The organism is Virgibacillus sp. FSP13, from assembly GCF_054048505.1.
The window spans coordinates 1-21474 of record NZ_JBSVKG010000013.1 but is presented as its reverse complement, the minus strand read 5'-3'; the positions used below and the strand labels follow the sequence as shown (position 1 = coordinate 21474).

The window sequence follows — 21474 nt, the reverse complement described above, 5'->3', positions numbered from 1 at the left end:
CTATTTATGACATTTTATGTATTGTCTTCATCCGTTAACAGATGTAGCAAATCAAATGGTATATTAGCTGCTTCATCATTTTGTTTTTGAATATCTAAATAGACTTCTTTCCGATGGATTTCAACAGACTTTGGAGCAGCAATCCCTAATTTAATTTGGTCACCATCAATTTCCAACACATTAATTTCAATATCATCCCCAATTTGAATAGCTTCATTTCGTTTCCTGGTTAATACGAGCATGATGATTCTCCTTTCGTTTAAAGGATTCAGATGGGAAAATTGGTGCTTTTGATGGGTACTCATCTGTCGTTATAATATATTGCTTCCCAAGTTGCTTTGCTAGGTTAACAATTACAGGTGCCTTCAAATTTAATGTGCTCGTGTTAAATGGATTTTTTAAGGTGACAATCGATAGAACAGCAACATCTTGTTCCGATTCAATTTGCAAATTATCCAAGATTGTATCATCTAAATCAAATGCGTATTCTTGATAAAAATGGTACGGATTTGTGACGATAAAAGCGAGATTTTCAGTTGTCACAGATTGCAAAAACTGAAAAACTGGGTTTCCAGGGAAATCTAATAAAACAAATTCTGTTTGCTCATCGAAACCAGGTAACCCCGTACGAAAGGTGATTCTTCTTTTGTCCTCAACGTTTATTTGTCCAACGTATTTTGTATTTAATTTCATCGCTAAAACCTTCCTTTTTTTATAAACTCCCTACGACTCTGGAAATAGATGCACAAAATCAATATCTAAGTTTTGATACTGTTTCATGTTAATATTCACTGATCCACGTTCATATTGGTGGATCGGTTTATTTATCTTAGCATCAATGATCGGCTTATTCGGTTTTACATTAATATCCACTTCTGCAGGCTGAAAATCCAAGTGAACCGAAAAATGGGAAGGAATAAATTTTATACCAAGCGTTTTCATCCCATCAAACGCATTGGCAATTGCCTGCTGTGGAATCGGGTTCCCTTTATTTTCAATCTTCATCAGTTGTGCACCTTGTTCAGCGCGTCTCCCAATTCCCTCAAGCAAAGCCTGATGGCCCTCATTCGCAAACTTTTTAATCAGTTTCGAAACATGCATGCGATTCATGTCTTCCCATGCCTGTGTCTGGTCTATATTAAGCTTAGCTGGTTTCGTTTTCACCGTTAAGTCTGCTTTGGGCTGTTCAATCGATAGGTCTGCTTTAGGTTGCCGAATTTCCTGTCTTGCCGGAGTTTGCTGAATCTGAATTTTTGCCATTTGGGATTGAAGTCGTATTTGCGGTAACTGCATGTACCTGCCTCCTATCCTAATTAAAAGCTGCATTTCGAAAAATTTTTTTGTAAGTAAAAGCCCTGAACACCGTATCGAGGCGTGATCAGGGCTGAATTGATTAGCGGAGAAAATCTACTAATGACGGCTGAATAATTTTGGACCCAGTTGATAATGCAGCGCGATGGACACTTTGTTGCGTAATTAATTGGGTAATTACTTTTTCATAATCGATATCCTCGTTTTCCGACATCATTCGTTTTGCCGAAATTTCTTGATCACCCAAACGATTTTCTACTAAATCTAATCGATTCATACGCGCACCTAAATCTGCTCGTGCATTGATGACATTATCAATGTTTTTGTCGATGGTATCAAGGCTTTGTTCGATAGCAGCTTGGTCGTCATCTTCAAGTGCTTTAATGAATGTGTCAATATCTCCAAATAGATCATCTGCAGTATTAGGATCACCAGAAAAAACACTTTCTGCATCAACATTTGCCTTCAATTTAGTCCCATTCGCTACCTCGATAGTTACAGGATCTGAGTTAGTAGGGATCGTAATTGTACCATCACTCTCAACAGGTTTAGTGTCCGTTTTTGTACCGTTAAAAATGTATTTCCCATTCACATTCGTATTCGCGATATCAATAAGATGCTCTTTTAACTGTTCAACTTCTTCTTTAACATTTTTACGTTGTTCAGCATCATATGTATCATTACTAGCCTGTACTGCTAATTCACGCATTCTTTGTAATGCTTTTGTCGCTTTATCAAGAGCCGCATCAGAATTATCCATCCATGTGTGTACTTCATTCGTATTTCGTAAATATTGTTCAACTTCCGACACTTGTGAGCGGTAATTAATTCCTTTCATCGCAATTACTGGATCATCTGATGGTTTGGTAATCTTTTTACCGGTGTTAAGCTGATTAAAGTATGTATTCAAACTATCATAGCTTTTCGATAAATTATTCAGCATATTGTTTGATAGCATACCTTGAGTTATCCGCATATTAAATCACCTACCTTCCTACTAGTCCCATATTATTAATAATCCGATCAATCATCTCATCAACTGCTGTCATGCTTCTTGCTGCCGCACTATATGCATGCTGAAACTTGATCATATTAGACATTTCTTCGTCAAGCGATACCGAAGTGACCGACATTCGCTGGTTTTCCACTTGGGAACGGAGAATGCCTGTGTTATTCGTCATACGATTTGCCTCCTGCGCCCGAACACCTAAGTCACCGATGAGTGATTCGTAAAAACTATTTACAGATGTGTTGTCACCTAAATCTTCTATTGGTGTGTCAAATACATCAGCTAATGCTGAGGCGTTATCACCGTTGCCAGAGGCCGGGTCTTCACCATCCTGTGCCGAAGCTGCAGCTATCAAGTCAGGATCTTTCAAGATAGCATCCTCAACTGTAATTCCTTCAGCAGCATCTTCACCCGATTTAATTTTAAAGAAATCTTCCCCTTCTATACCTTCCAAGTCATAACCATCACTATGAACCTCATTAAATTTATTAGCAAATTTCCGAGCCATATCATTTAATTCTGAAAGCATATTAGGATATTCACCTTTTGTAATTGAATCACCATTCTCATCTTTAGAAACATAACCATAAGACTCTATAAAGCCTTTAAGAGATCCGTTTGAATTCAATATTGATAAATCTTTCCCGTCTACGGTTACAGAATCCACAGCGTTATTTGAGTAATCCACTGAAAGCTCATTAAACGTCAATCCCTCATTAGGATCTCCATTCACCAATTTAATAGGATCATCAAACGATTTCCCCTCGTTATCCACCACTTCAATCGTGGCCAATCCATCAGCAATATCTAGTGAACTATCACTACTTTTTTCATAGCTTACTTTAATATTAACGATCCCTGATAATTCATCGATCAAGCGGTCACGCTCATCATATAAATCATTTGGTAAATAGCCATTGATTTCAATATTTTTAATTTGCTTATTAAGTCCGTCAACTTGTTTAATTAACGAGTTTGCATCCTTTACCGTTACATCAATTTGATTTTTTAAATCGGACCGAATTGAATTTAATGAATCGGATAAATAGTTAAATGTTTCTGCAACTGCAAGTCCTCGTTGGGCAACTACTGATCGTGCACCAGAGTTCTCTGGATTCACAGAAAGATCTTGCAATGATTGCCAAAACTGATCCATTGTTTTCGATAGACCACTATCAGATGGCTCGTTCATTAGTTCTTCCATTCGGCTAAGTGCATCTGCCTTTGTATCCCAATAGCCTGCTTTACTGTTTTCCGAACGAAATTGATAATCTAGATACTGATTGCGGATTCGTTGTACCGTTCCCGCTTCCACACCAGTACCTAATTGACCAGCAATTTGTGGCCGATTTCTTGATGCACTTGGGTATGGGGTCAATGTTTCAAAATTCACACGTTGTCTTGAATAGCCTTCCGTGTTTGCATTCGAGATATTATGACCTGTTGTATATAATGCTGATTGTTGTGCAAATAGCGCCTGTTTGGCCATTTCTAAACCATGGAACGTACTCATTTGCGGGTTTCTCCTCTCTCTTCACAAAATTACGCCTTTGAATCAAATACAGTTCGTTTAGCCGCTTCTGTATTCTGGTTTTGATCTTTGCCGTAATTCATATTCTTTAATGATGGACTCATCATGTCTAAAGACAATTCAACAAACTTCATCGACTGTTGAATTAATGCATGATTCAGTTGTTCTTGCCTTTTTAAACTAGTCATTGTTTCCGTTAAAACGGTTGTTGTTTGAATTAATCGAGCGCAAATGTCCTGATCTTCAATGTGCTCAAGCATGTTCGTTATCGTTACCGTTTCATCACCTATTTGGTTATCTTTAAACCAGCTTTCGACTACTTGCTGGCGTACTTTTTCAAGTTGTTCCAATGCTTGTACATGCTGACGCTCTTTAATCAGCAACGGTTGCAATTCATCAATCGAACCTTGTTTAATAACGTCGGTCTTCTCCTGCGAAATTGCGAGGAGTGATTGATGAAGTTTCGTTAATTTATCAAGCGTTTCTATAATTTGTTGAACGGACAAAGTGACGTCCTCCTTATCGGTGCTTCGACCAAAATGCAATCATTTTTTGGGCGGTTTTTTCAGAATTCACCTGGTAATCTCCGGATTCAACTGCCTTCTTAATGTCTTGAACATACTTGGAACGTTCAGCACTTGGCTGACTATTTTCCTGCAGTTTTTTTGCTTGATTTGAGATTTCCAATTGATCTAATTTAGTGGAGTCTTTTTTATATTCTTGTTGCTTTTGTATGTGATTTTTGTACGGGTTAAAATTCGTTTGATTCGGACCGTTGATTTTCATTTAAAAAAATCACCCTACCTTTCATTACATGTTCCGTCCTTTGCGATCATTTCCTGTTTTTATTATCGGCATATTTTTGTAAAAGTAAAGGTATGTTTTATTGATTTTTATTTCGATTGTCTATGCTGTAATAAATATTTTTCTTCGCTTCTGCTTCTTCTCTGGCTAATTGTCGCTGTTCCAGTTTTTCCTGCTCTTCCAAGTCTTGCAAAATTTCCTGTGAACAGGCCTCACACAATTTACCTGACGTTATATTTTTTCCACATCGTTCACACGGATAGGCGAGTTTTGGAAATTGGGATGTCCGTAATCGCTTTTCCTTGATAAATTTGATAATTAAATTCTCTTCAATTCCCGTTGCATCAACAATTTCCGTCAATGTTGCTTCCCTATTTTCTCTTTTACGTAAAAAACTATATACCATTTGAAATGCTGCTTCTTCCTCTTTGTAGCAATCTTGACATATGTCACGAATATTTTTAACGAAAACTGCACTACAACGTGAGCAATTTGCTAATTCAGCCATCATGAATCCCCCAAATTTTTTACTCCATTATAACATATAGCTACTTTAACTCCGCTATCCACGAATCAATGTATAAGCATAAATTTGTGGACAGCCACCCTCTTTCAACAATGCTGCTGCATGTCGTAAAGTAGTACCTGTTGTATATATATCATCGACCAGAAGGACTGGTTTGTTAATGTTTTTGGTGAGTGTAAATGGATTTTTTGAAAATATCCGCTCTTTCCTCGTTTTCTTTGATTGTTTTTCCCCATCAATGCGTGTAATGATTTCTTGACATGGAAGAGGTAAAAAGTCGGCTAACATCTTTGCTTGGTTAAAACCGCGCTCCTTCAACCTTTCCGCGCTTAATGGTATTGGGACTGTCACTGTTCCCTTAGGCAGGAAATTAAAATGCTGTTTAAAGGCTTGATAAAAATTCACCTTGAAAATATCGCCTAAACAATAGTCACCACGATATTTCCATCTTGTGATGATTTCTTGAATCGATTCATTATAAACAAAAACGGAATAATTTTTTACCAAAGGATCATAACCTAACTTATGTTGCTCCCAACGTAAACAATCGACGCAGACAGGCTCTTCACTAATTCTGCTACACTTGCTGCAACGCTTTCCCTCAACCAACTCGAGTTTACACTCACATGCTTCACAAAGATACTTTTGCTTGGATAAAAACAAAATCGTGCTCCAGCTCATTTCTGGGATCAGTTGCTTATCACACCATAGACAATGCAATTAACGAAACCCTCCCCGCCTATTCATGTTACGAATTGATCTTACTGCTTGCACCATCGCCTCTGTTTTCCCATCATGCAGAAATAGTACTTCACCTGTAGGATCATCAGGACTTCTACCAGCACGTCCAGCAATTTGCACTAGTGCTGCCTCGTCAAACACCTCATGTCCGGCATCAAAAACAACAACATCAACGGAAGGAAACGTAACCCCTCGCTCTAAAATAGTTGTTGTTACGAGTACAAAAATTTGCTTTTCTCTAAATAATTGCACTTTCTTCTCGCGGTCTGGATCTGATGCGTGTACAAAGGTGATATCCGCAACTTTTTCTAGCACTCCTAATGTAAGTAACCGCTTTGTTAAGTCCTTTTTTAATTTTTCAGCTAGGTTAATTGTTGGAACAAATAATAATAATTGACGTGTTGAATTGATTCGACTTTTCGCCCATTTTAGGAACGTCTTAGGTGGGGTAGTGTTGGCTAAATCCTTTTTTAGGTTAAGACTCAATTTCAAGATAGGGATAGGTAATGGATGGCCGTGAAATCGGATTGGTACAAAGACATGTGGAAGTTTTTTACGTTCGATTTGCATTCGTTGGATTTTTCGTGGTGTTGCCGTTAAATAAATCATTGTACCTTTTGTTCTTTTTGCCCGATTGGCTGCAAAAGGGAGTGAAGCATCAGCATGAAATGGGAATGCATCAACCTCATCAATGATCAGAACGTCAAAGGCTTCCTTAAACCGAAGTAACTGATGGGTTGTGGCAAGGATAAACTGTGCATTACCAACTTTTTCTTCACTCCCGCCATACAACCCCTGGATCGAAATATGCGAAAAAGCTTGCTTAATGCGGGGGAGAAGCTCACGGACAACATCTGCCCTTGGGGTTGCTAAACAAATACGCTGGCCCAGTTGAAGTGATTTCGTAATTCCCGAAAAAAGCATTTCGGTTTTACCTGCTCCACACACTGCCCATACAAGTAATTCCGACTCCCTATTTTCAATCGCTGTTACAATTCGCTCAGCCGCAAGTTGTTGAACATCAGTAAGCTGCCCATCCCAAAAACACGGGTCCTCATGAGCAGTCCATTCAGGTTGTGGTCCAGTCCATTGATAAAGGGACTCACATTCCATCACACGGCCCATCTCAATGCATTTCCGACAATACAGATGGACTTTGTGACAAGACTGACAAGGAATCTTAGCAAATAATGATGCTTGTTTGTTTCCACAGCGATTGCACTGTTGCTGATAAAATGTTTTGGTAATTGAAGAAAGTGAGGTAAAATGTTCAGCTATAACAAGCTGTTGAAAGGCTTCATCTTCCAGCGGTATTTCGCTTCGTAATAATAGTTTCCCAGAAAAACGTTTCGAGTAATCTTGAAGCGCTACTGTACTATTCAATTGAATCACACTCCTAAGGTATAATGGGGAAAAACATAACCACCAGCCGAGGCTATGGCTGGTAGTTCTATTCATAATCTCTATTTTGCATACCAGGCAACACCTAATGCTCCTTCTCCTAAATGTGTGCCGATAACTGGTCCAAAATAACTGATGGAACTATCTAGGGTTGGGGATTTATCATCGATTTCTTTCTGTAATTCAATCGCTGCTTGCTCACAATTTGCGTGGATAATAACAACCCTAAGATTTTTCCCTTTGTTGATATCATCTTCCACCATTCCGATAATTCGATTTAACGCCTTTTTGCGTGTCCGAATTTTTTCAAATGGAACAATTACTTTATCAACAAAATGAAGAATCGGCTTCACCTGCAACAAGCTACCAACAATAGCTTGTGCACTATTCAAGCGGCCGCCACGCTGTAAATTTTTCAAATCATTAACCATAAAATAGGCGCGCATGCTTTGTTTCATTTCATCAAACCGATCAATGATTGCTTCTGGTGTGTGACCAGCCTTAACCATCTCGACTGCTTCTAATACATAAAATCCCTGCGCCATACAGCTTAACTCTGAATCATACGGGTAAACTTTGATTCCATCTACCATGTCCCCAGCACTGGCAACCGCTTGAAGTGTACCACTAATACCACTGGATAAATGGATGGAAATAACAGCATCATAATCAGCAGCAAGCTCGTTCAATTTATTTGTAATGTATCCAATGGATGGCTGAGAGGTTTTTGGTAGTTCCTCTGCTTGTCTAACTTTTTGATAAAATTCCTCCGTCGTTATGTCGACTTCCTCCTGATAGGATGTATCACCGAATACAACACTAAGCGGGACCATATGAATACCAAGTTTTTCCCTTGTTTCAGCAGGTATATATGCCGTGCTATCTGTCATTACAGCAATCTTCATTTACGAACCTTCTCCTCTGCAAGTTTTTCCAAAATATAATATAAATGAATCCAATCTACATGGCGTACTTATTTAATATCATTTTACATGAAGCAAATAGAAATTGCATTAATAAAATAATACGATATCCCAACCGTAATCATGCATTCACGTCCAGAAAAAAGTACCCAGCTACCATATGGCAGCAGGGTACATTTGTAACAAAGCTATGGAAGAACAATTTATGCTATAAAACTTCCACCCATCCTTTACGAATAGCAGAAACAACGGCTTGGGTACGATCGTTTACATTCATCTTTTGTAAAATATTACTTACGTGATTTTTCACCGTCTTTTCACTGATATACAAGGATTCGGAAACGGCACGGTTACTCTTACCTTCCGCAAGTAATTGCAATACTTCACATTCACGTTTTGTAAGTAGATGAAGTGGCTTACGATATTCTACACCATATTCGGAGATGCCCAGCACATTTTCCTGTGCCAAACGGCGATACTCTTGGACCAAATTGTGTGTTACTTTAGGATGCAAATAAGATCCACCATCACTAACGACTTTAATTGCTTCAATTAATGCATCTGAATCCATTTCCTTCAACAAATACCCCTGTGCACCAGTTTTTAATGCATGTGTGACATAACTTTCATCATCATGAATAGATAAAATAATCACATGTGTGTTAGGGAAATTTTTCACTAAATCCGATGTGGCTTGTACACCATTCATATTCGGCATATTAATGTCCATTAAAACAACATCAGGTTGATGCTCTTTCACAATCTCCGCAGCAACAATCCCGTCATCACCTTCTGCAACAACATCAAATGATGGTTCAAATTCCAAAATACGTTTGACACCCTCGCGGAATAGCTTATGGTCGTCAATTAACACAATCTTTGTTAGTTTAGTTTTATTCATAGCTTTTGTTCCTCCTACATCATCTAATGCTAAATTTAATTTATCTATACCCTATTACATACTAAAGTGTAAATTTATCGCTTCTCTTTATATCGGTATATTGATAGTGACTTTATATATGTCTTTCGTCACGAATTTTTGGACTTGATGTATAGTCTATTTGTCACTCCATCGTGTACGGAACACTTATGAGTATAGTTGTCCCATTGCCAATGACCGAATCAATCGTCATGGTACCTTCTAGCATTTCTACTCGTTCGCGCATGCCGATCAAACCAAATGATTTATCTCGTTTCATAGACGTATCAAAACCTTTACCATTATCTTTGATAACGACAATGACATGTTTTTTATTCATTTCAACTTTTACTTTTATCAATGTCGCCTCTGCATGTTTTGTGGCGTTTTGAACGGCCTCCTGCACTAAGCGAAAAATAGCAATCTCATACTTTTGATTTAATCGTTTTTCACTTCCCATTGATAGAAATTCTATTTTAGTAGAATGATAGTCTTCAATTGTTGATAAATATTTTTTCAGAGTTGGTACAAGCCCTAAATCATCCAATGCCATCGGGCGGAGATCATAGATGATTCGGCGAACTTCATACAATGATGAACGAATCATTTCCCGCACACTTTTAACTTCCTTTAAGGCATTCTCAACCGATCCTTCACGAAAAGTCCGATCAACCAATTCTGATCGCAGTAATATATTTGCTAACATTTGTGCGGGTCCATCATGAATTTCCCTTGATATCTTTCTTCGCTCTTCTTCCTGCGCTTCAATAATTTTTAGTCCGAATTCCTGTTTCTCTTTTGCTTCTTCAATCATTTCATTTACCTGTTTAAAATCATCATTTAGATAAGTGAGGATGACGGTTATCTTCCCTGCAAGTCCTTCTGCACGCTCAATTGTCTGGTCTAACGAAATTAATCTTCTTTGCAGATCATCGCGCTTTTCACGTAATAATTTCTCTTCCTGACGCAGTATCGCCAATTCGGTTTGCATTTTATGGGTGCGCTCATAAACTTCTCGTATTTCATCTTCTGAATACCGGTCGAAGTATTTACTAACTTCAGATAAACGCTGTCTGGAAAACCGTACCTTTTGTTGAAGCTTATCTCCATCATCGATATGTTTTAGTACTTTTTCCTTGGTTTCCGTTAATTCCCTTTGTAGTTCTTCATAATCACTACGGGCTGCTTCACTTATATTAAAAATTTCATCCTTGCTATTCTCGACAACATCGATCATTTCGTCTATTACAGTATCTAACGCTTTTTCTGAAGTTTTACGTACCATCGTTCTAACCACCAACCTATGCTATAATAATTCGCAAGTTATTCTTTTTTTAATAGGGTCATTTTGGAAAGTTTATCCCTTTTTATATTCCATCATTCCTATAGACTTTACTGTTATTTGCCTAGGAGGTTAATTGTAACATGTTATCTAACTATTATACCGTAAAAAACGAAGGATCAGACCAGATTATTATTCAAAAATCGCGCTTTATTGGTCATGTGAAACGTACGGAAACCGAAGAAGCGGCACTTGACTTTATCCAAGCGATTAAGAAAAAACATCATGATGCCACACACAATTGTTCAGCCTATCTCATCGGTGAACATGATCAAATTCAAAAAGCAATTGACGATGGTGAACCAAGTGGCACGGCAGGTGTACCAATACTAGAAGTTTTGAAAAAGCAAAACCTAAAAGATACGACCGTTGTTGTTACCCGTTACTTTGGCGGTATTAAACTTGGTGCAGGAGGCTTAATTCGCGCGTATGGCAGCACAACATCACAAGCCATCCAAACAACTGGTATTGTTAGACGTCAATTAATACAAGGAATTTCTATTACTATAGATTATACCATGTTAGGCAAGCTTGAGAATGAAATACGCAATTCCCAGCATCTTTTATCAACCATTCATTATTTGGAAAAAGTAGAACTAATTGTTTATGTGAAAAAGGGTGAAGAACAATCGTTTAAGGAATGGATCGTTGAATTAACAAGTGATCAAGCAACAATTACTGATACAGACTTGAAATATGTTGAAATAGATGTAGAAAAAAGTGGGGAATAATCCATGTGCTATATTCCATTTACTAACAAGATTGGAATATAGCACAGTCATTTATCATCATTCCGTATTACATGTTCTTAAGTGCAGCATCATCAGCAATCAAAACAACATTCTCATGTTTTTGTAAAATCGATGCTGGAAAACTTTCCGAAACCTCACCATTTACTAGTCGGGCAACAGCATCTTTCTTTTTCTCTCCAGATACAAGCAGGACAATTTGCTTACTCTCCATAATCGAGTTAATCCCCATTGTAATTGCTCTCGTTGGCACATCGTCAATCGAATTAAAAAAGCGTGCATTTGCTTCCCGAGTTGATTCATCTAGATCAACAATGTGCGTTCTGCTGGAGAATGGAGTCCCTGGCTCATTAAAACCGATATGACCATTTAACCCGATTCCCAGCACTTGAATATCAACATTGCCTGCTTGGCTTATCTTTAGCTCGTAATCCTGACACCCTTTTTCTAAATCGTTACCGACCCCACTTGGCAAATTTGCTTGATCTGTTGGAATATCAATATGTTTAAACAGTTTCTCATGCATGTAATAATAATAGCTATTTGGATCGTTTTTCGCTAGACCAACATATTCATCAAGATTAAAAGTCGTTGTATTTTTAAATGATAGTTCCCCATTGCTGTGCTGTTCGATTAACTGCTGGTACAATCCTTCAGGTGTAGATCCTGTTGCCAAACCAAGTACAGGATTCTTCTTTGTTTTGATTACCTCCATTAAAAGGGCACATGCTTTTTCACTCATCTTCTGATAATCGTTTACTCTAATAATTTCCATTGATTATTCCCCCTTATATGCCACCATTCCACGGCAAATTGTTAATTGAATTGATAATGCATCATCAACAATTAATACATCGGCATCTTTCCCCATGGCAATGCTCCCTTTTTGATCAAATATATGAAGCTGCTTAGCGGGATTAACGGATGTCATTTCAATCACATTTTCCAGTGTTAAATTGGTTAATTGCAACATGTTCTGAGCGCCTTGGTGCATTTTTAAAATACTGCCAGCTAATGTCCCATCTTCTAACACGGCACGATCGTCCGTTACGATTACAGGCTGACCACCAAGTTCATAGTTCCCTGCCTGCAAACATTTCGCCCGCATTGCGTCTGTAATTAAAATTAACCGTTCGCTCCCCATATTATCATATATTAATTGCAACATTTCTAGTGAAACATGAATACCGTCAGCAATTAATTCCGCACGTATTTCCTCCAACTGTAATGCAGCACCAACAACACCAATATCACGGTGATGAATCCCTGTCATGGCATTGCACAAATGTGTCACCTGTCTTACCCCATAGGAAACTGCTTTTTTAATACCTTCGAACCCAGTACCGGTATGGCCAGCAGAAACGTTCACACCCGACTTATGCAAATAGGAAATAAACGAACCATCCGTATCATGTTCAGGTGCTAATGTTATGGTTTTAATTGTATTCCCAGAAAGCTTCTGCCATTTTTGAAACTGCTCGATGCTTGGTTCCATAATATATTCAAGTGGTTGGGCACCTGCTTTGCTTTTTTCTATAAATGGACCTTCCAAATGAACTCCGATAACATCTGCCTGTCCAGGTTTATTTTGATAGTTTGCTACATTCGCTAAAGCATTATCAATATTTTCCGGAGCTTGGGTAATGGTTGTCGCCAAGAAACTTGTTGTTCCCTCTTTTGGCAATGCTTTCGCCATTGTGTCGAGTGCCTCTTCCGTAGCGTCCATTACATCAGCACTATCTGCACCGTGAATATGCCCATCAATAAATCCTGGGATGACATTTTGATTTTTTGCATCGATTATTTCCACTTCTTCGGCCATTTGTACGGGCTGCTGATCATCTGGATAAATTCCCTTAATTTGGCCGTTTTCTATTAATAATGACCCATTAGAAATTACGTTTGTTTCCGTGAAAATTCGTGCATTTTTAATATATAGTGACTTCTGACTAGCCATATTCGTTCCATCCTCCTATTTCAAAGCTAATTCCTACATTATATCATATATATAGTTGTCTATACATTTATATAGGTGTATACAGGATTTTTTTTATTTGCTAAAATTACATGTAAAATAGGCTAGGCTTGAAAGGGGGATTCGCATGATCGACAAAAACTCTCCATTACCAATCTACTATCAACTGGAAAAGGAAATAAGGAGATTAATTCATACAGAACAACTACTCCCAGGTGAATTGTTACCTTCTGAACGGGAATATGCCGAAAAATATGATATTAGCAGAATGACAGTAAGACAGGCGATTAATAATCTTGCCGCTGAAGGATTATTATATCGCCGCAAAGGAAAAGGTACATTTATTGCCGAGAAAAAGTTCGAACAGGATTTACAAGGATTAACAAGCTTTAGTGAGGATATGCGTTCGCGTGGGTTAACTCCTGCCAACAAATTAATCAGTTTTCAATTAATAGAAGCAACAGAGGAAGTTGCTACATTACTGAATTTGGATATAACGGATCCCGTTTATGAGGTGAAACGAATACGCCTGGCAAACGACGAACCAATGGCTTTAGAAACAATTTACACCCCTAAAAAAATTGTTGGGGATATACACGAAAGTGATTTTGCATCTTCATTTTACCAATTCATTGAGGAAAAACTACAATTTACGATTCGACATGGAGATCAAATAATTGAGTCAGTTATTGCCAATGATTTCGAAATAGAGCACCTAAACTTGACGAATGGCGACCCAATCCTGCTTATGCAACGGACATCCTATTTGAATGACGACAAGAATTCCCCGCTCGAATACGTAAAATCGGCCTATCGCGCGGATAAATATAAATTTAAATTGCAGATGAAGCGATAAGCAATAAGGGTTTTCACTATAACAAAAGCTAGTGCCCATAGTTAGAACTAGCTTTTGTTTTTCCATTATTCTACTTCAATTACATTTTTACTTCCAGCATTGATGGTACCTTGCTCGGTAATTTTAATGGTGTCATTTTCTCCTAGGTTTGTAAACACAATTGGTGAAATCACGGATGGTGTATTTTCTTTAATATAAGCTAAATCGGCTTTTACTAAGATATCACCTTTTTTCACCGTATCTCCCTCTTTCACATAAACATCAAAGCCTTTTCCTTCAAGTTTCACAGTATCTAAACCAATATGAACTAAAATTTCATGTCCTTGTTCAGAGCGGATTCCCACTGCATGTTTCGTTGGAAAGACATTGAGAATTTCCCCATCAACAGGCGAGACGAACGTTCCATCTTCTGGGTCAATCGCAATTCCGTCTCCCATCATTTTTTGCGAAAATACTTGATCCGGAACTTCAGTGATTGGCATGATTGTACCCTTAACAGGCATCACAAAGTCATCGCCAGATAATTTTGCTGAAGTAGTTTCTTCCGGCTGCGCTTCTGTTGGTGCATCAGCTTCTGCTGGAGGTTGCATATTGTTATTGTCCATACGCTTACGCATTGCGGTTGCTAGAAATTCTACTGTTGTACCAACGACAACTTGCAGATTCTTCTTATTGATTTTCATTACACCATGAGCGCCTTGATGTTTTAATGCTTTTTCATCAATTTTACTCATATCATTTATTTGTAAACGCAAGCGTGTTGCACAGTAATCTAGTGTATCAATATTGTCTGGGCCACCTAATGCATGTAAATAATAGTAAGCTTTTCCTTCATAGTCTTTCGTACCTGTGCCTTTCTTCGGTAAACCAACCCGTTCGTTTTCTTCGACATGGTCCTCATCTTCATCCTCACGTCCCGGTGTTTTCAAATCAAGCTTCTTAATGAGGAAGGTAAAGACAACGAAGTATATCGCGCCGAATACAATACCTTGCAATAAGAGCAAGAATGGTTTTGTCGCTATACCTAAGTTAATTAAATAGTCAATTAAACCTGCTGAGAAACCAAAACCATCTTTTATGCCGAACCAGAAAGCTACCATCATCGATAATCCGGTTAAGACAGCATGTACAGCATATAATAATGGTGATAAAAACATGAAAGAATACTCAATTGGTTCTGTAATACCAGTTAAAAATGCTGTAAGAGCAATACTACCTAAAAATCCACCAACTGCTGCTTTACGATGCTTTTTCGCTGTCACATACATCGCAAGACATGCACCTGGTAAACCAAACATCATGATTGGGAAGAACCCAGCCATAAAGAACCCTGCAGATGGGTCACCGTTTAGGAAACGATTGATTTCTCCATGCCAAACTTGTCCAGCTGCATCTGTAAATGATCCAAAATCAAACCAAATAAATGTATTAATCACATGGTGTAGTCCAATCGGGATTAATAAACGGTTAAAGAGACCGTAAGCACCAACACCAACTGCGCCAGAACTAATAAACCAGTTACCTAACGCATCAATTCCGTTCTGTACCGGACCCCAAAGAAGGCCAACCAGACCAGAAATGATAACCATTAAAATAGAGGTGATAATCGGAACAAATCGTTTTCCGCCGAAAAAGGCCAAAAACTCTGGTAGCTGAATGTCATGAAATTTATTGTATAAATGTCCAGCGACAATACCAGCAATAATCCCGGCAAATACGCCTAAATCAAGATCACTATTTATCGCTTTGTAGCCACCTTCTAAAACTAGATATCCAACAGCACCTGACAATGCTGCTGCACCGCTTCCATCACGTGAAAAGCCAATCGCGATTCCGATTGCAAAAATTAGTCCTAAATTATTTATAATTCCATTACCAGCCGCAGTGATAAATGGTATATCCAATAAATCATCCGCACCAAACCGAACAAGCAGTGCCGCAGCCGGTAACATGGCAATCGGAAGCATTAACGATTTTCCAAGCCTTTGCAAATAACCTAACAAGTTTAACACTCCTTCCATCCCAATAACTGAAGCTTTCTATTCGAATTATATTATCCATATATATAGTTGTCTATACAGGATAATCTAAAAAACAACATTTTCTCAACTAAAGAGAAAATGTTGTTTTTGTTCTTATTTCACATTTGAGTTCACGAGACTACTTTCAGGAACGAAATTACTTCTTGTTACTCCTTAACCAATGCCTGAATCAGCTCTTCGGATGATTGAATCTTAAAATTCTCAGTTTGATCAATCATCTTTTTCAGCATCATTTTATATTGCTCTTGCTCTACCACAATATATTCCCGCCTTTTAGAAATTCTCGGTATTTATCACGTCATCATAGCCGTATTTTTGTGATACTATGTTGTTTTTTATAAAAATTCAGTTTATAACAACAAAACAAATCGTACAACAGGACAGCAGCATAAAAAATACTGTCAAAATTTGTCGCAGATTGCCGACTATTAACACGATTCGTTATCATCAACTCGTTTTTGATCGTCTTTTCTAATTTATATTGGACAGAAAATGCGAACGCCTTCAAAATCACCATGTAGTGGTGAACAAATCAAAGTAAACTAGTGAAAATCATCTACTCCAGCATATGCAACGATGAAGCCGGGTGATTAAGATAACAGGTACTCATATCATTTATCGTTTTAAATACCGAATGTTTTTTATTCTTGAACCTTTAAATTTCCATATTTTCCCTGATTGAAAAAACATCCCTCAAGCAATGTTATGATTTAAAATCTCTATTCTCCGTGTTTATTTCTCCACTTATTAAATTCGAGATACTCTTTAAACTGCTCTTTGGATACTCCAGATTCCATTGCTTCTTGTACAATTTTCAACCACTCATCATCTAGTTGGTCCTCTGCCACACTCTGATCATCACGAATCAAATCATTAGCAGATACACCTAACACCGCACCAATCTTCTCAACAAATTGGATGGATGGATTTGTTTGAAGGTTACGTTCAATTGAACTTAAATAGGATTTGGCTACACCCGCTTTTTCTGCTAATTCGGAAATAGACATCTTTTTATCCTGGCGTAATTTTTTTATTTTTTCACCGATCAAGCCCACACACCCTCTTTCTGTGATGATTATACCACAAGAAAGATATTGGTTCTATATAAAGCACAATTTCCTCAAAAAAATTTTTCTCTGTTTATTATTTTTGATTATCTTTTAAAAACAATCGAACTTCATCAACAGTAAGGCCAATAGTTTTCGCTTCTTTAATTAGGTTAACCCACTCTTTATCAAGGCCAGTCTTGTTACCTGTTTTTATCATTTTCTCGTCCCCCATTTAGTTTCCACGTAACCCGAAGAACCCGAACCTCAGACGTTTCGTTGAACATCTGTGCCTTCCAATAGGTCACTCTACCCTGATAGGTCCAATTTGTTATAAGACTACTATACTACAATTGGCATGTCTTTTGGTTGTCTTGTTTTGTCAGAATGATACTAGTTTTGTAAAAATTAGAACTAATTACCCATGAACCAAAATTAGATTAACCAAGCTTTTTTACTTTATGTCTAGAATATGGCATATATGCTAACAATACAAATTTTTTTGTTGCTTGTCTATTTCCCTATGTGTAGCCAACCATATACTATATCTGTTAATACAAGAAACGTTAAACAGCATATTTTGTTCTTTATAAAGAACCAACAACATAAGTATAGGACAAACTATCGACTTTTGAAACCTTGAAAAACAAATAAAATTCGTAATTATTATCCACTTGTCGTTCATTATCGCAGAATATCTCCCGTTTTCTTGATTTATCTAACTTTAAAAAGAACATTAGGTGCTTTATAATGAACATATAGTAAATAATACTTACCCAAAAGGAAGGAATACAAACGAACTATAAGTGCGTGTTCAAAAATTTGCTAAATAGAAACGAGGTCGACTAAGTACGTCACGTCCTGTGCGTTGAAGGTCGAGGCGGCATAGTCTTGAGGACCGGACTTGCGCAAGACGTGGGCGGGTTTTGTAGAAGCTCCTTTATTGCCAACGAAGAGATTCGCCGCTTATCATTTGTTGAGTTTTGAACCTCTACATAGACTAATTTCAAATAATTCATTATAATTTAACTAAGATTATTAAACAAGAGGAGAATACTTGTGGAATCAAGACTAAAAAAGAAAAAAATGAAGAAAAAAAGAAAATGGCCGTTTTGGATTGGTGGCATTCTTATTATGATCATTGTACTTATTGGTGGATACCTTTTTTATTTGTTTGACAAAGTTGGGGATACGGTAGCAGTTATGCATGACCCACTCTCTCGTGATGAAGATCCGGATCGACAGAGGGAATTAGAATCCATTTTTAGCCATACCAAATCCGTAAATATTCTACTTCTTGGGGTAGATGAGCGAAAAAATGACAAAGGACGATCAGATACGATGATTCTTCTGTCATTAAACCCGAAGACAGATTCGCTATTAATGCTCAGTATTCCACGTGACACATACGTTAACATCCCTGGACACGGAATGGATAAAATTAATCATGCTTATGCATTTGGCGATGTGGAATTATCTATTAAGACAGTGGAAGAGGCTTTTGATATCCCAGTTCATTATTACACAAAGGTGAATATGGAAGGATTTAAACAGGGGATTGACGCATTAGATGGTGTAAATGTTATAAATGACCAAGCATTTTCCCAAGGTGGTGCAACATTTTCTACCGGTGATATTCATCTGAACGGTGAAAAAGCACTAAAATATATTCGGATGCGCAAAGATGATCCCCGTGGTGATTTGGGGCGTAATGAACGACAACGCAGCGTTATTACGGCGGCGATGAATGAAGCCGCTAGTTTTTCCAGCATTACGAAGGTCGGTGACATTTTAGGTATTCTTGGAAACAATGTAAAAACCAGCCTTAATATGGACCAGTTACAGGCACTATTTCGTGATTACCGAGGAACCCGCAAACAAATTAAAACGATTGAAATTACTGGAACAGGTAAAAGACTTGATAAATGGTATTATATGGTGACCGAAGAGGAATTTGATCGCATCACAACAGAAATTCAAAACCACATGGACGTAAAGCAATAACAACAAAGTCATTCTACAAAAATTTCCAGAATGACTTTTCTATTCTTTATACATGTTCGAACGCGGAGAAAATGTTATGATAAGAGTAGAAATTGTTTGATTGAGGGGGTTTCACATGAAAAAAATAGTTACACTTTTATCCATATTGTTATTCCTCATTCTCGCTGCATGTTCGGATGATGAAGCGACACCACAAGATCGTTTCGATACATATGTGAAGCATTGGAATGATCAGAAATTCAGCGAAATGTATGACATGATTTCCAACAAATCGGCTGAGAAATATCCAACCGAGAAATTTGTTGATCGATATAAAAAGATTTATCAAGACCTTGGAATATCAGATTTAAAGGTATCCTATAAGAAACTAAGCGAAAAAAAACTGGAAAGTGCAATGGATAAAGGAAAAGCTACATTTCCAATCACCGTAAAGATGCAATCAATTGCTGGTCCTATTTCTTTTGACTATAAAGCAACGCTCGTAAAAGAAGGCGAAGACGATAAAGAAAATTGGTATGTTCAGTGGAATCCAGGTTTCATTTTTCCAGCGATTAAAGATGGCGGAAAAATTGGTATTGATACAGTAGCACCTAAGCGTGGGGAAATATTAGACCGTAACAAAATGCCATTAGCCATCAATGATATCGCTTATGAGATTGGGGTTATTCCTGAAAAATTGGGCAATAATTCCGATGCAATGAAAAAGAAAATTGCCGATTTATTAGGAATGTCCGTTGATGAAATGGATAAAGATTTAAATGCGGACTGGGTTGAACCGGACTTATTTGTACCACTTAAAAAAATACCGAAATCCAAAGAAAATGTTCTTAATCAATTGTGGGAATTAGATCCTATTATGGGCCGTGAAGTAACAGGACGTGTATATCCCTCCGGTGAAGCAGCAGCACATCTAGTCGGCTACATCGGGAAAATAACCGCCGAGGAATTAGAGGAACAAGAACCTGGTGAGTATAGCGCAAACGACATGATCGGAAAACGTGGCTTGGAACAACTTTATGAAGCGAAATTAAAAGGAGAACAAGGCGTGACCATCACCGTTTCCAAAGAAGGCGAGGATGATGTAACCCTAGCCGAAAAAGAAGTTCAAGACGGCGAAAATGTGCAAACGACAATTGATGTTGACCTACAGGAGAAAATTTATGCATCCTATGATGGAGAAGCCGGAACAACAGCTGCAGTCGACCCTAAAACAGGTGAAACATTGGCACTTGTTAGTAGTCCAGCATTCGATCCAAACGAATTACTTTTCGGCGTTAATCAAACCGCATGGAATAAAATGCAAGACGATCCGCAGCGACCATTGATTAATCGCTTTTCGGCAACATTTGCACCAGGATCTGTGATGAAGCCAATCACAGCAGCAGTTGGTCTGAACAATGGCAGTATTGTCCCAGGTGAAGGAATTGAAATCAATGGACTTGATTGGAGTAATGGAGAAGGCTGGGGCGACTATAAAGTTCATCGTGTATCAAGCTCAAATGGTCCCGTTGACGTTACGGATGCACTAATCCGCTCCGATAATATTTATTTTGCAATGAAAGCAGTTGACATGGGTGCCGAGGCTTATGCGAAAGGCTTGAAACAATATGGTTTCGGTGAGGCTATACCATTTGACTATCCACTTGAAAAGTCTACTATTTCATCAAGCGGAAAATTTGATAATGAAGTTCAATTAGCAGATTCAAGCTATGGTCAAGGACAAATACAAGTCAGTCCACTCCACCTTGCCATGGCATACACATCATTCTTAAACGATGGAAACATGTTGAAACCCGTACTACTAGCGGATGAAGAAACTGGTCAAGTATGGCAAAAGGATCTTATCACAAGTGAACAAGCAGATGTCATTCAAGATGCGTTACGAAAAGTTGTTGACTCACCAAAAGGTACAGCAAAAGGGGCTAGAAACGCTGACTTTGCCATATCCGGTAAAACAGGAACAGCTGAACTGAAAAAAACTGCGGATGAAAAATCTGGCCAAGAAAATGGCTGGTTCGTCGGTTATCCAACTGATGAACAGGATATCCTAATTGCGATGATGATTGAGCATACAGAGGACAAAGGTGGAAGCAGTTTTGCAGTTGACAAAGTAACAGATATCATGAAGGACTTTCATAAATAGTTTGTGGAAAATTGCTCTCAAGACAGTTGATTGTCTTGGGAGCTTTTTTATTCGGGGCAGCGTGACTGGTTCTCGGTTCTCGCGCCGATGTTTTGGCTCTCGCGCTGATGTTTTGGCTCTCGCGCCGATGTTTTGGCTCTCGCGCCGATGTT

At 38.1% G+C, this 21474-nt stretch carries 22 protein-coding genes; 4 read left to right on the top strand and 18 right to left on the bottom strand.

Features of this window, described 5'->3' with window-relative positions; all coding sequences use genetic code 11:
- Positions 1 to 14: 14 nt before the first annotated feature.
- The 13 genes from csrA to ACW2QC_RS12095 all read right to left on the bottom strand — a co-directional run bounded on the left by csrA (position 15) and on the right by ACW2QC_RS12095 (position 10450).
- Positions 15 to 242: a carbon storage regulator CsrA gene (gene csrA / locus ACW2QC_RS12155; protein ID WP_457544244.1), complete on the bottom strand. Its 228-nt coding sequence runs from the start codon at positions 240 to 242 to the stop codon at positions 15 to 17.
- Positions 214 to 693, bottom strand: coding sequence for a flagellar assembly protein FliW (gene fliW / locus ACW2QC_RS12150; protein ID WP_457544243.1), 480 nt, complete (start codon positions 691 to 693; stop codon positions 214 to 216). Before fliW ends, csrA begins: the two co-directional genes overlap by 29 nt.
- Positions 694 to 723: 30 nt before the next feature.
- Positions 724 to 1293: a DUF6470 family protein gene (locus tag ACW2QC_RS12145; RefSeq protein WP_457544242.1), complete on the bottom strand. Its 570-nt coding sequence runs from the start codon at positions 1291 to 1293 to the stop codon at positions 724 to 726.
- Between the two features lie 100 nt (positions 1294 to 1393).
- Entirely contained in the window at positions 1394 to 2287 is an 894-nt protein-coding gene (gene flgL / locus ACW2QC_RS12140) for a flagellar hook-associated protein FlgL (RefSeq protein WP_457544241.1), read from the bottom strand.
- 10 nt (positions 2288 to 2297) lie between these two features.
- Positions 2298 to 3833 (bottom strand): flagellar hook-associated protein FlgK, encoded by a 1536-nt coding sequence (gene flgK, locus ACW2QC_RS12135; protein ID WP_457544240.1) that lies wholly within the window; start codon positions 3831 to 3833, stop codon positions 2298 to 2300.
- A gap of 29 nt (positions 3834 to 3862) precedes the next feature.
- A complete protein-coding gene (locus ACW2QC_RS12130; protein ID WP_457544239.1) occupies positions 3863 to 4357 on the bottom strand; it encodes a flagellar protein FlgN in 495 nt (164 codons plus the stop codon).
- Positions 4358 to 4370: 13 nt separating this feature from the next.
- Positions 4371 to 4637 (bottom strand): flagellar biosynthesis anti-sigma factor FlgM, encoded by a 267-nt coding sequence (flgM, locus tag ACW2QC_RS12125; RefSeq protein WP_457544238.1) that lies wholly within the window; start codon positions 4635 to 4637, stop codon positions 4371 to 4373.
- A 97-nt stretch (positions 4638 to 4734) separates the two neighbouring features.
- Complete coding sequence (locus tag ACW2QC_RS12120; RefSeq protein ID WP_457544306.1) at positions 4735 to 5163, bottom strand: TIGR03826 family flagellar region protein; 429 nt, start codon at positions 5161 to 5163, stop codon at positions 4735 to 4737.
- Between the two features lie 54 nt (positions 5164 to 5217).
- Positions 5218 to 5901, bottom strand: a complete 684-nt coding sequence (locus tag ACW2QC_RS12115; RefSeq protein WP_457544237.1) for a ComF family protein — start codon at positions 5899 to 5901, stop codon at positions 5218 to 5220.
- Positions 5902 to 7305 (bottom strand): DEAD/DEAH box helicase, encoded by a 1404-nt coding sequence (locus ACW2QC_RS12110; protein ID WP_457544236.1) that lies wholly within the window; start codon positions 7303 to 7305, stop codon positions 5902 to 5904. It abuts the gene before it with no gap.
- Positions 7306 to 7385: 80 nt separating this feature from the next.
- Positions 7386 to 8228, bottom strand: a complete 843-nt coding sequence (locus tag ACW2QC_RS12105) for a DegV family protein (RefSeq protein WP_457544235.1) — start codon at positions 8226 to 8228, stop codon at positions 7386 to 7388.
- A gap of 226 nt (positions 8229 to 8454) precedes the next feature.
- Positions 8455 to 9147 (bottom strand): response regulator, encoded by a 693-nt coding sequence (locus tag ACW2QC_RS12100; RefSeq protein ID WP_457544234.1) that lies wholly within the window; start codon positions 9145 to 9147, stop codon positions 8455 to 8457.
- Between the two features lie 163 nt (positions 9148 to 9310).
- Positions 9311 to 10450, bottom strand: coding sequence for a sensor histidine kinase (locus ACW2QC_RS12095; protein WP_457544233.1), 1140 nt, complete (start codon positions 10448 to 10450; stop codon positions 9311 to 9313).
- A 140-nt stretch (positions 10451 to 10590) separates the two neighbouring features.
- Between ACW2QC_RS12095 and ACW2QC_RS12090 the strand changes: the two genes are divergently transcribed.
- Positions 10591 to 11238, top strand: coding sequence for a YigZ family protein (locus ACW2QC_RS12090; RefSeq protein ID WP_457544232.1), 648 nt, complete (start codon positions 10591 to 10593; stop codon positions 11236 to 11238).
- Positions 11239 to 11305: 67 nt separating this feature from the next.
- On the opposite strand, the gene nagB is transcribed toward ACW2QC_RS12090, so the two are convergent.
- Complete coding sequence (gene nagB / locus ACW2QC_RS12085; protein WP_457544231.1) at positions 11306 to 12031, bottom strand: glucosamine-6-phosphate deaminase; 726 nt, start codon at positions 12029 to 12031, stop codon at positions 11306 to 11308.
- 3 nt (positions 12032 to 12034) lie between these two features.
- Positions 12035 to 13213, bottom strand: a complete 1179-nt coding sequence (nagA, locus tag ACW2QC_RS12080) for an N-acetylglucosamine-6-phosphate deacetylase (RefSeq protein ID WP_457544230.1) — start codon at positions 13211 to 13213, stop codon at positions 12035 to 12037.
- 145 nt (positions 13214 to 13358) lie between these two features.
- On the opposite strand from nagA, the gene ACW2QC_RS12075 reads away from it, so the two are divergent.
- Complete coding sequence (locus tag ACW2QC_RS12075; protein ID WP_457544229.1) at positions 13359 to 14087, top strand: GntR family transcriptional regulator; 729 nt, start codon at positions 13359 to 13361, stop codon at positions 14085 to 14087.
- 65 nt (positions 14088 to 14152) lie between these two features.
- On the opposite strand, the gene nagE is transcribed toward ACW2QC_RS12075, so the two are convergent.
- The 3 genes from nagE to ACW2QC_RS12060 form a co-directional block, all read right to left on the bottom strand.
- Entirely contained in the window at positions 14153 to 16090 is a 1938-nt protein-coding gene (nagE, locus tag ACW2QC_RS12070; protein ID WP_457544228.1) for an N-acetylglucosamine-specific PTS transporter subunit IIBC, read from the bottom strand.
- Positions 16091 to 16848: 758 nt separating this feature from the next.
- Positions 16849 to 17178, bottom strand: coding sequence for a helix-turn-helix domain-containing protein (locus ACW2QC_RS12065; protein WP_457544227.1), 330 nt, complete (start codon positions 17176 to 17178; stop codon positions 16849 to 16851).
- Positions 17179 to 17272: 94 nt separating this feature from the next.
- A complete protein-coding gene (locus tag ACW2QC_RS12060; protein WP_106496653.1) occupies positions 17273 to 17395 on the bottom strand; it encodes an anti-repressor SinI family protein in 123 nt (40 codons plus the stop codon).
- Between the two features lie 839 nt (positions 17396 to 18234).
- Here ACW2QC_RS12060 and ACW2QC_RS12055 point away from each other — a divergent pair.
- Complete coding sequence (locus ACW2QC_RS12055; protein ID WP_457544226.1) at positions 18235 to 19179, top strand: LCP family glycopolymer transferase; 945 nt, start codon at positions 18235 to 18237, stop codon at positions 19177 to 19179.
- A 115-nt stretch (positions 19180 to 19294) separates the two neighbouring features.
- Positions 19295 to 21322 (top strand): penicillin-binding transpeptidase domain-containing protein, encoded by a 2028-nt coding sequence (locus ACW2QC_RS12050; protein WP_457544225.1) that lies wholly within the window; start codon positions 19295 to 19297, stop codon positions 21320 to 21322.
- Positions 21323 to 21474: the final 152 nt, after the last annotated feature.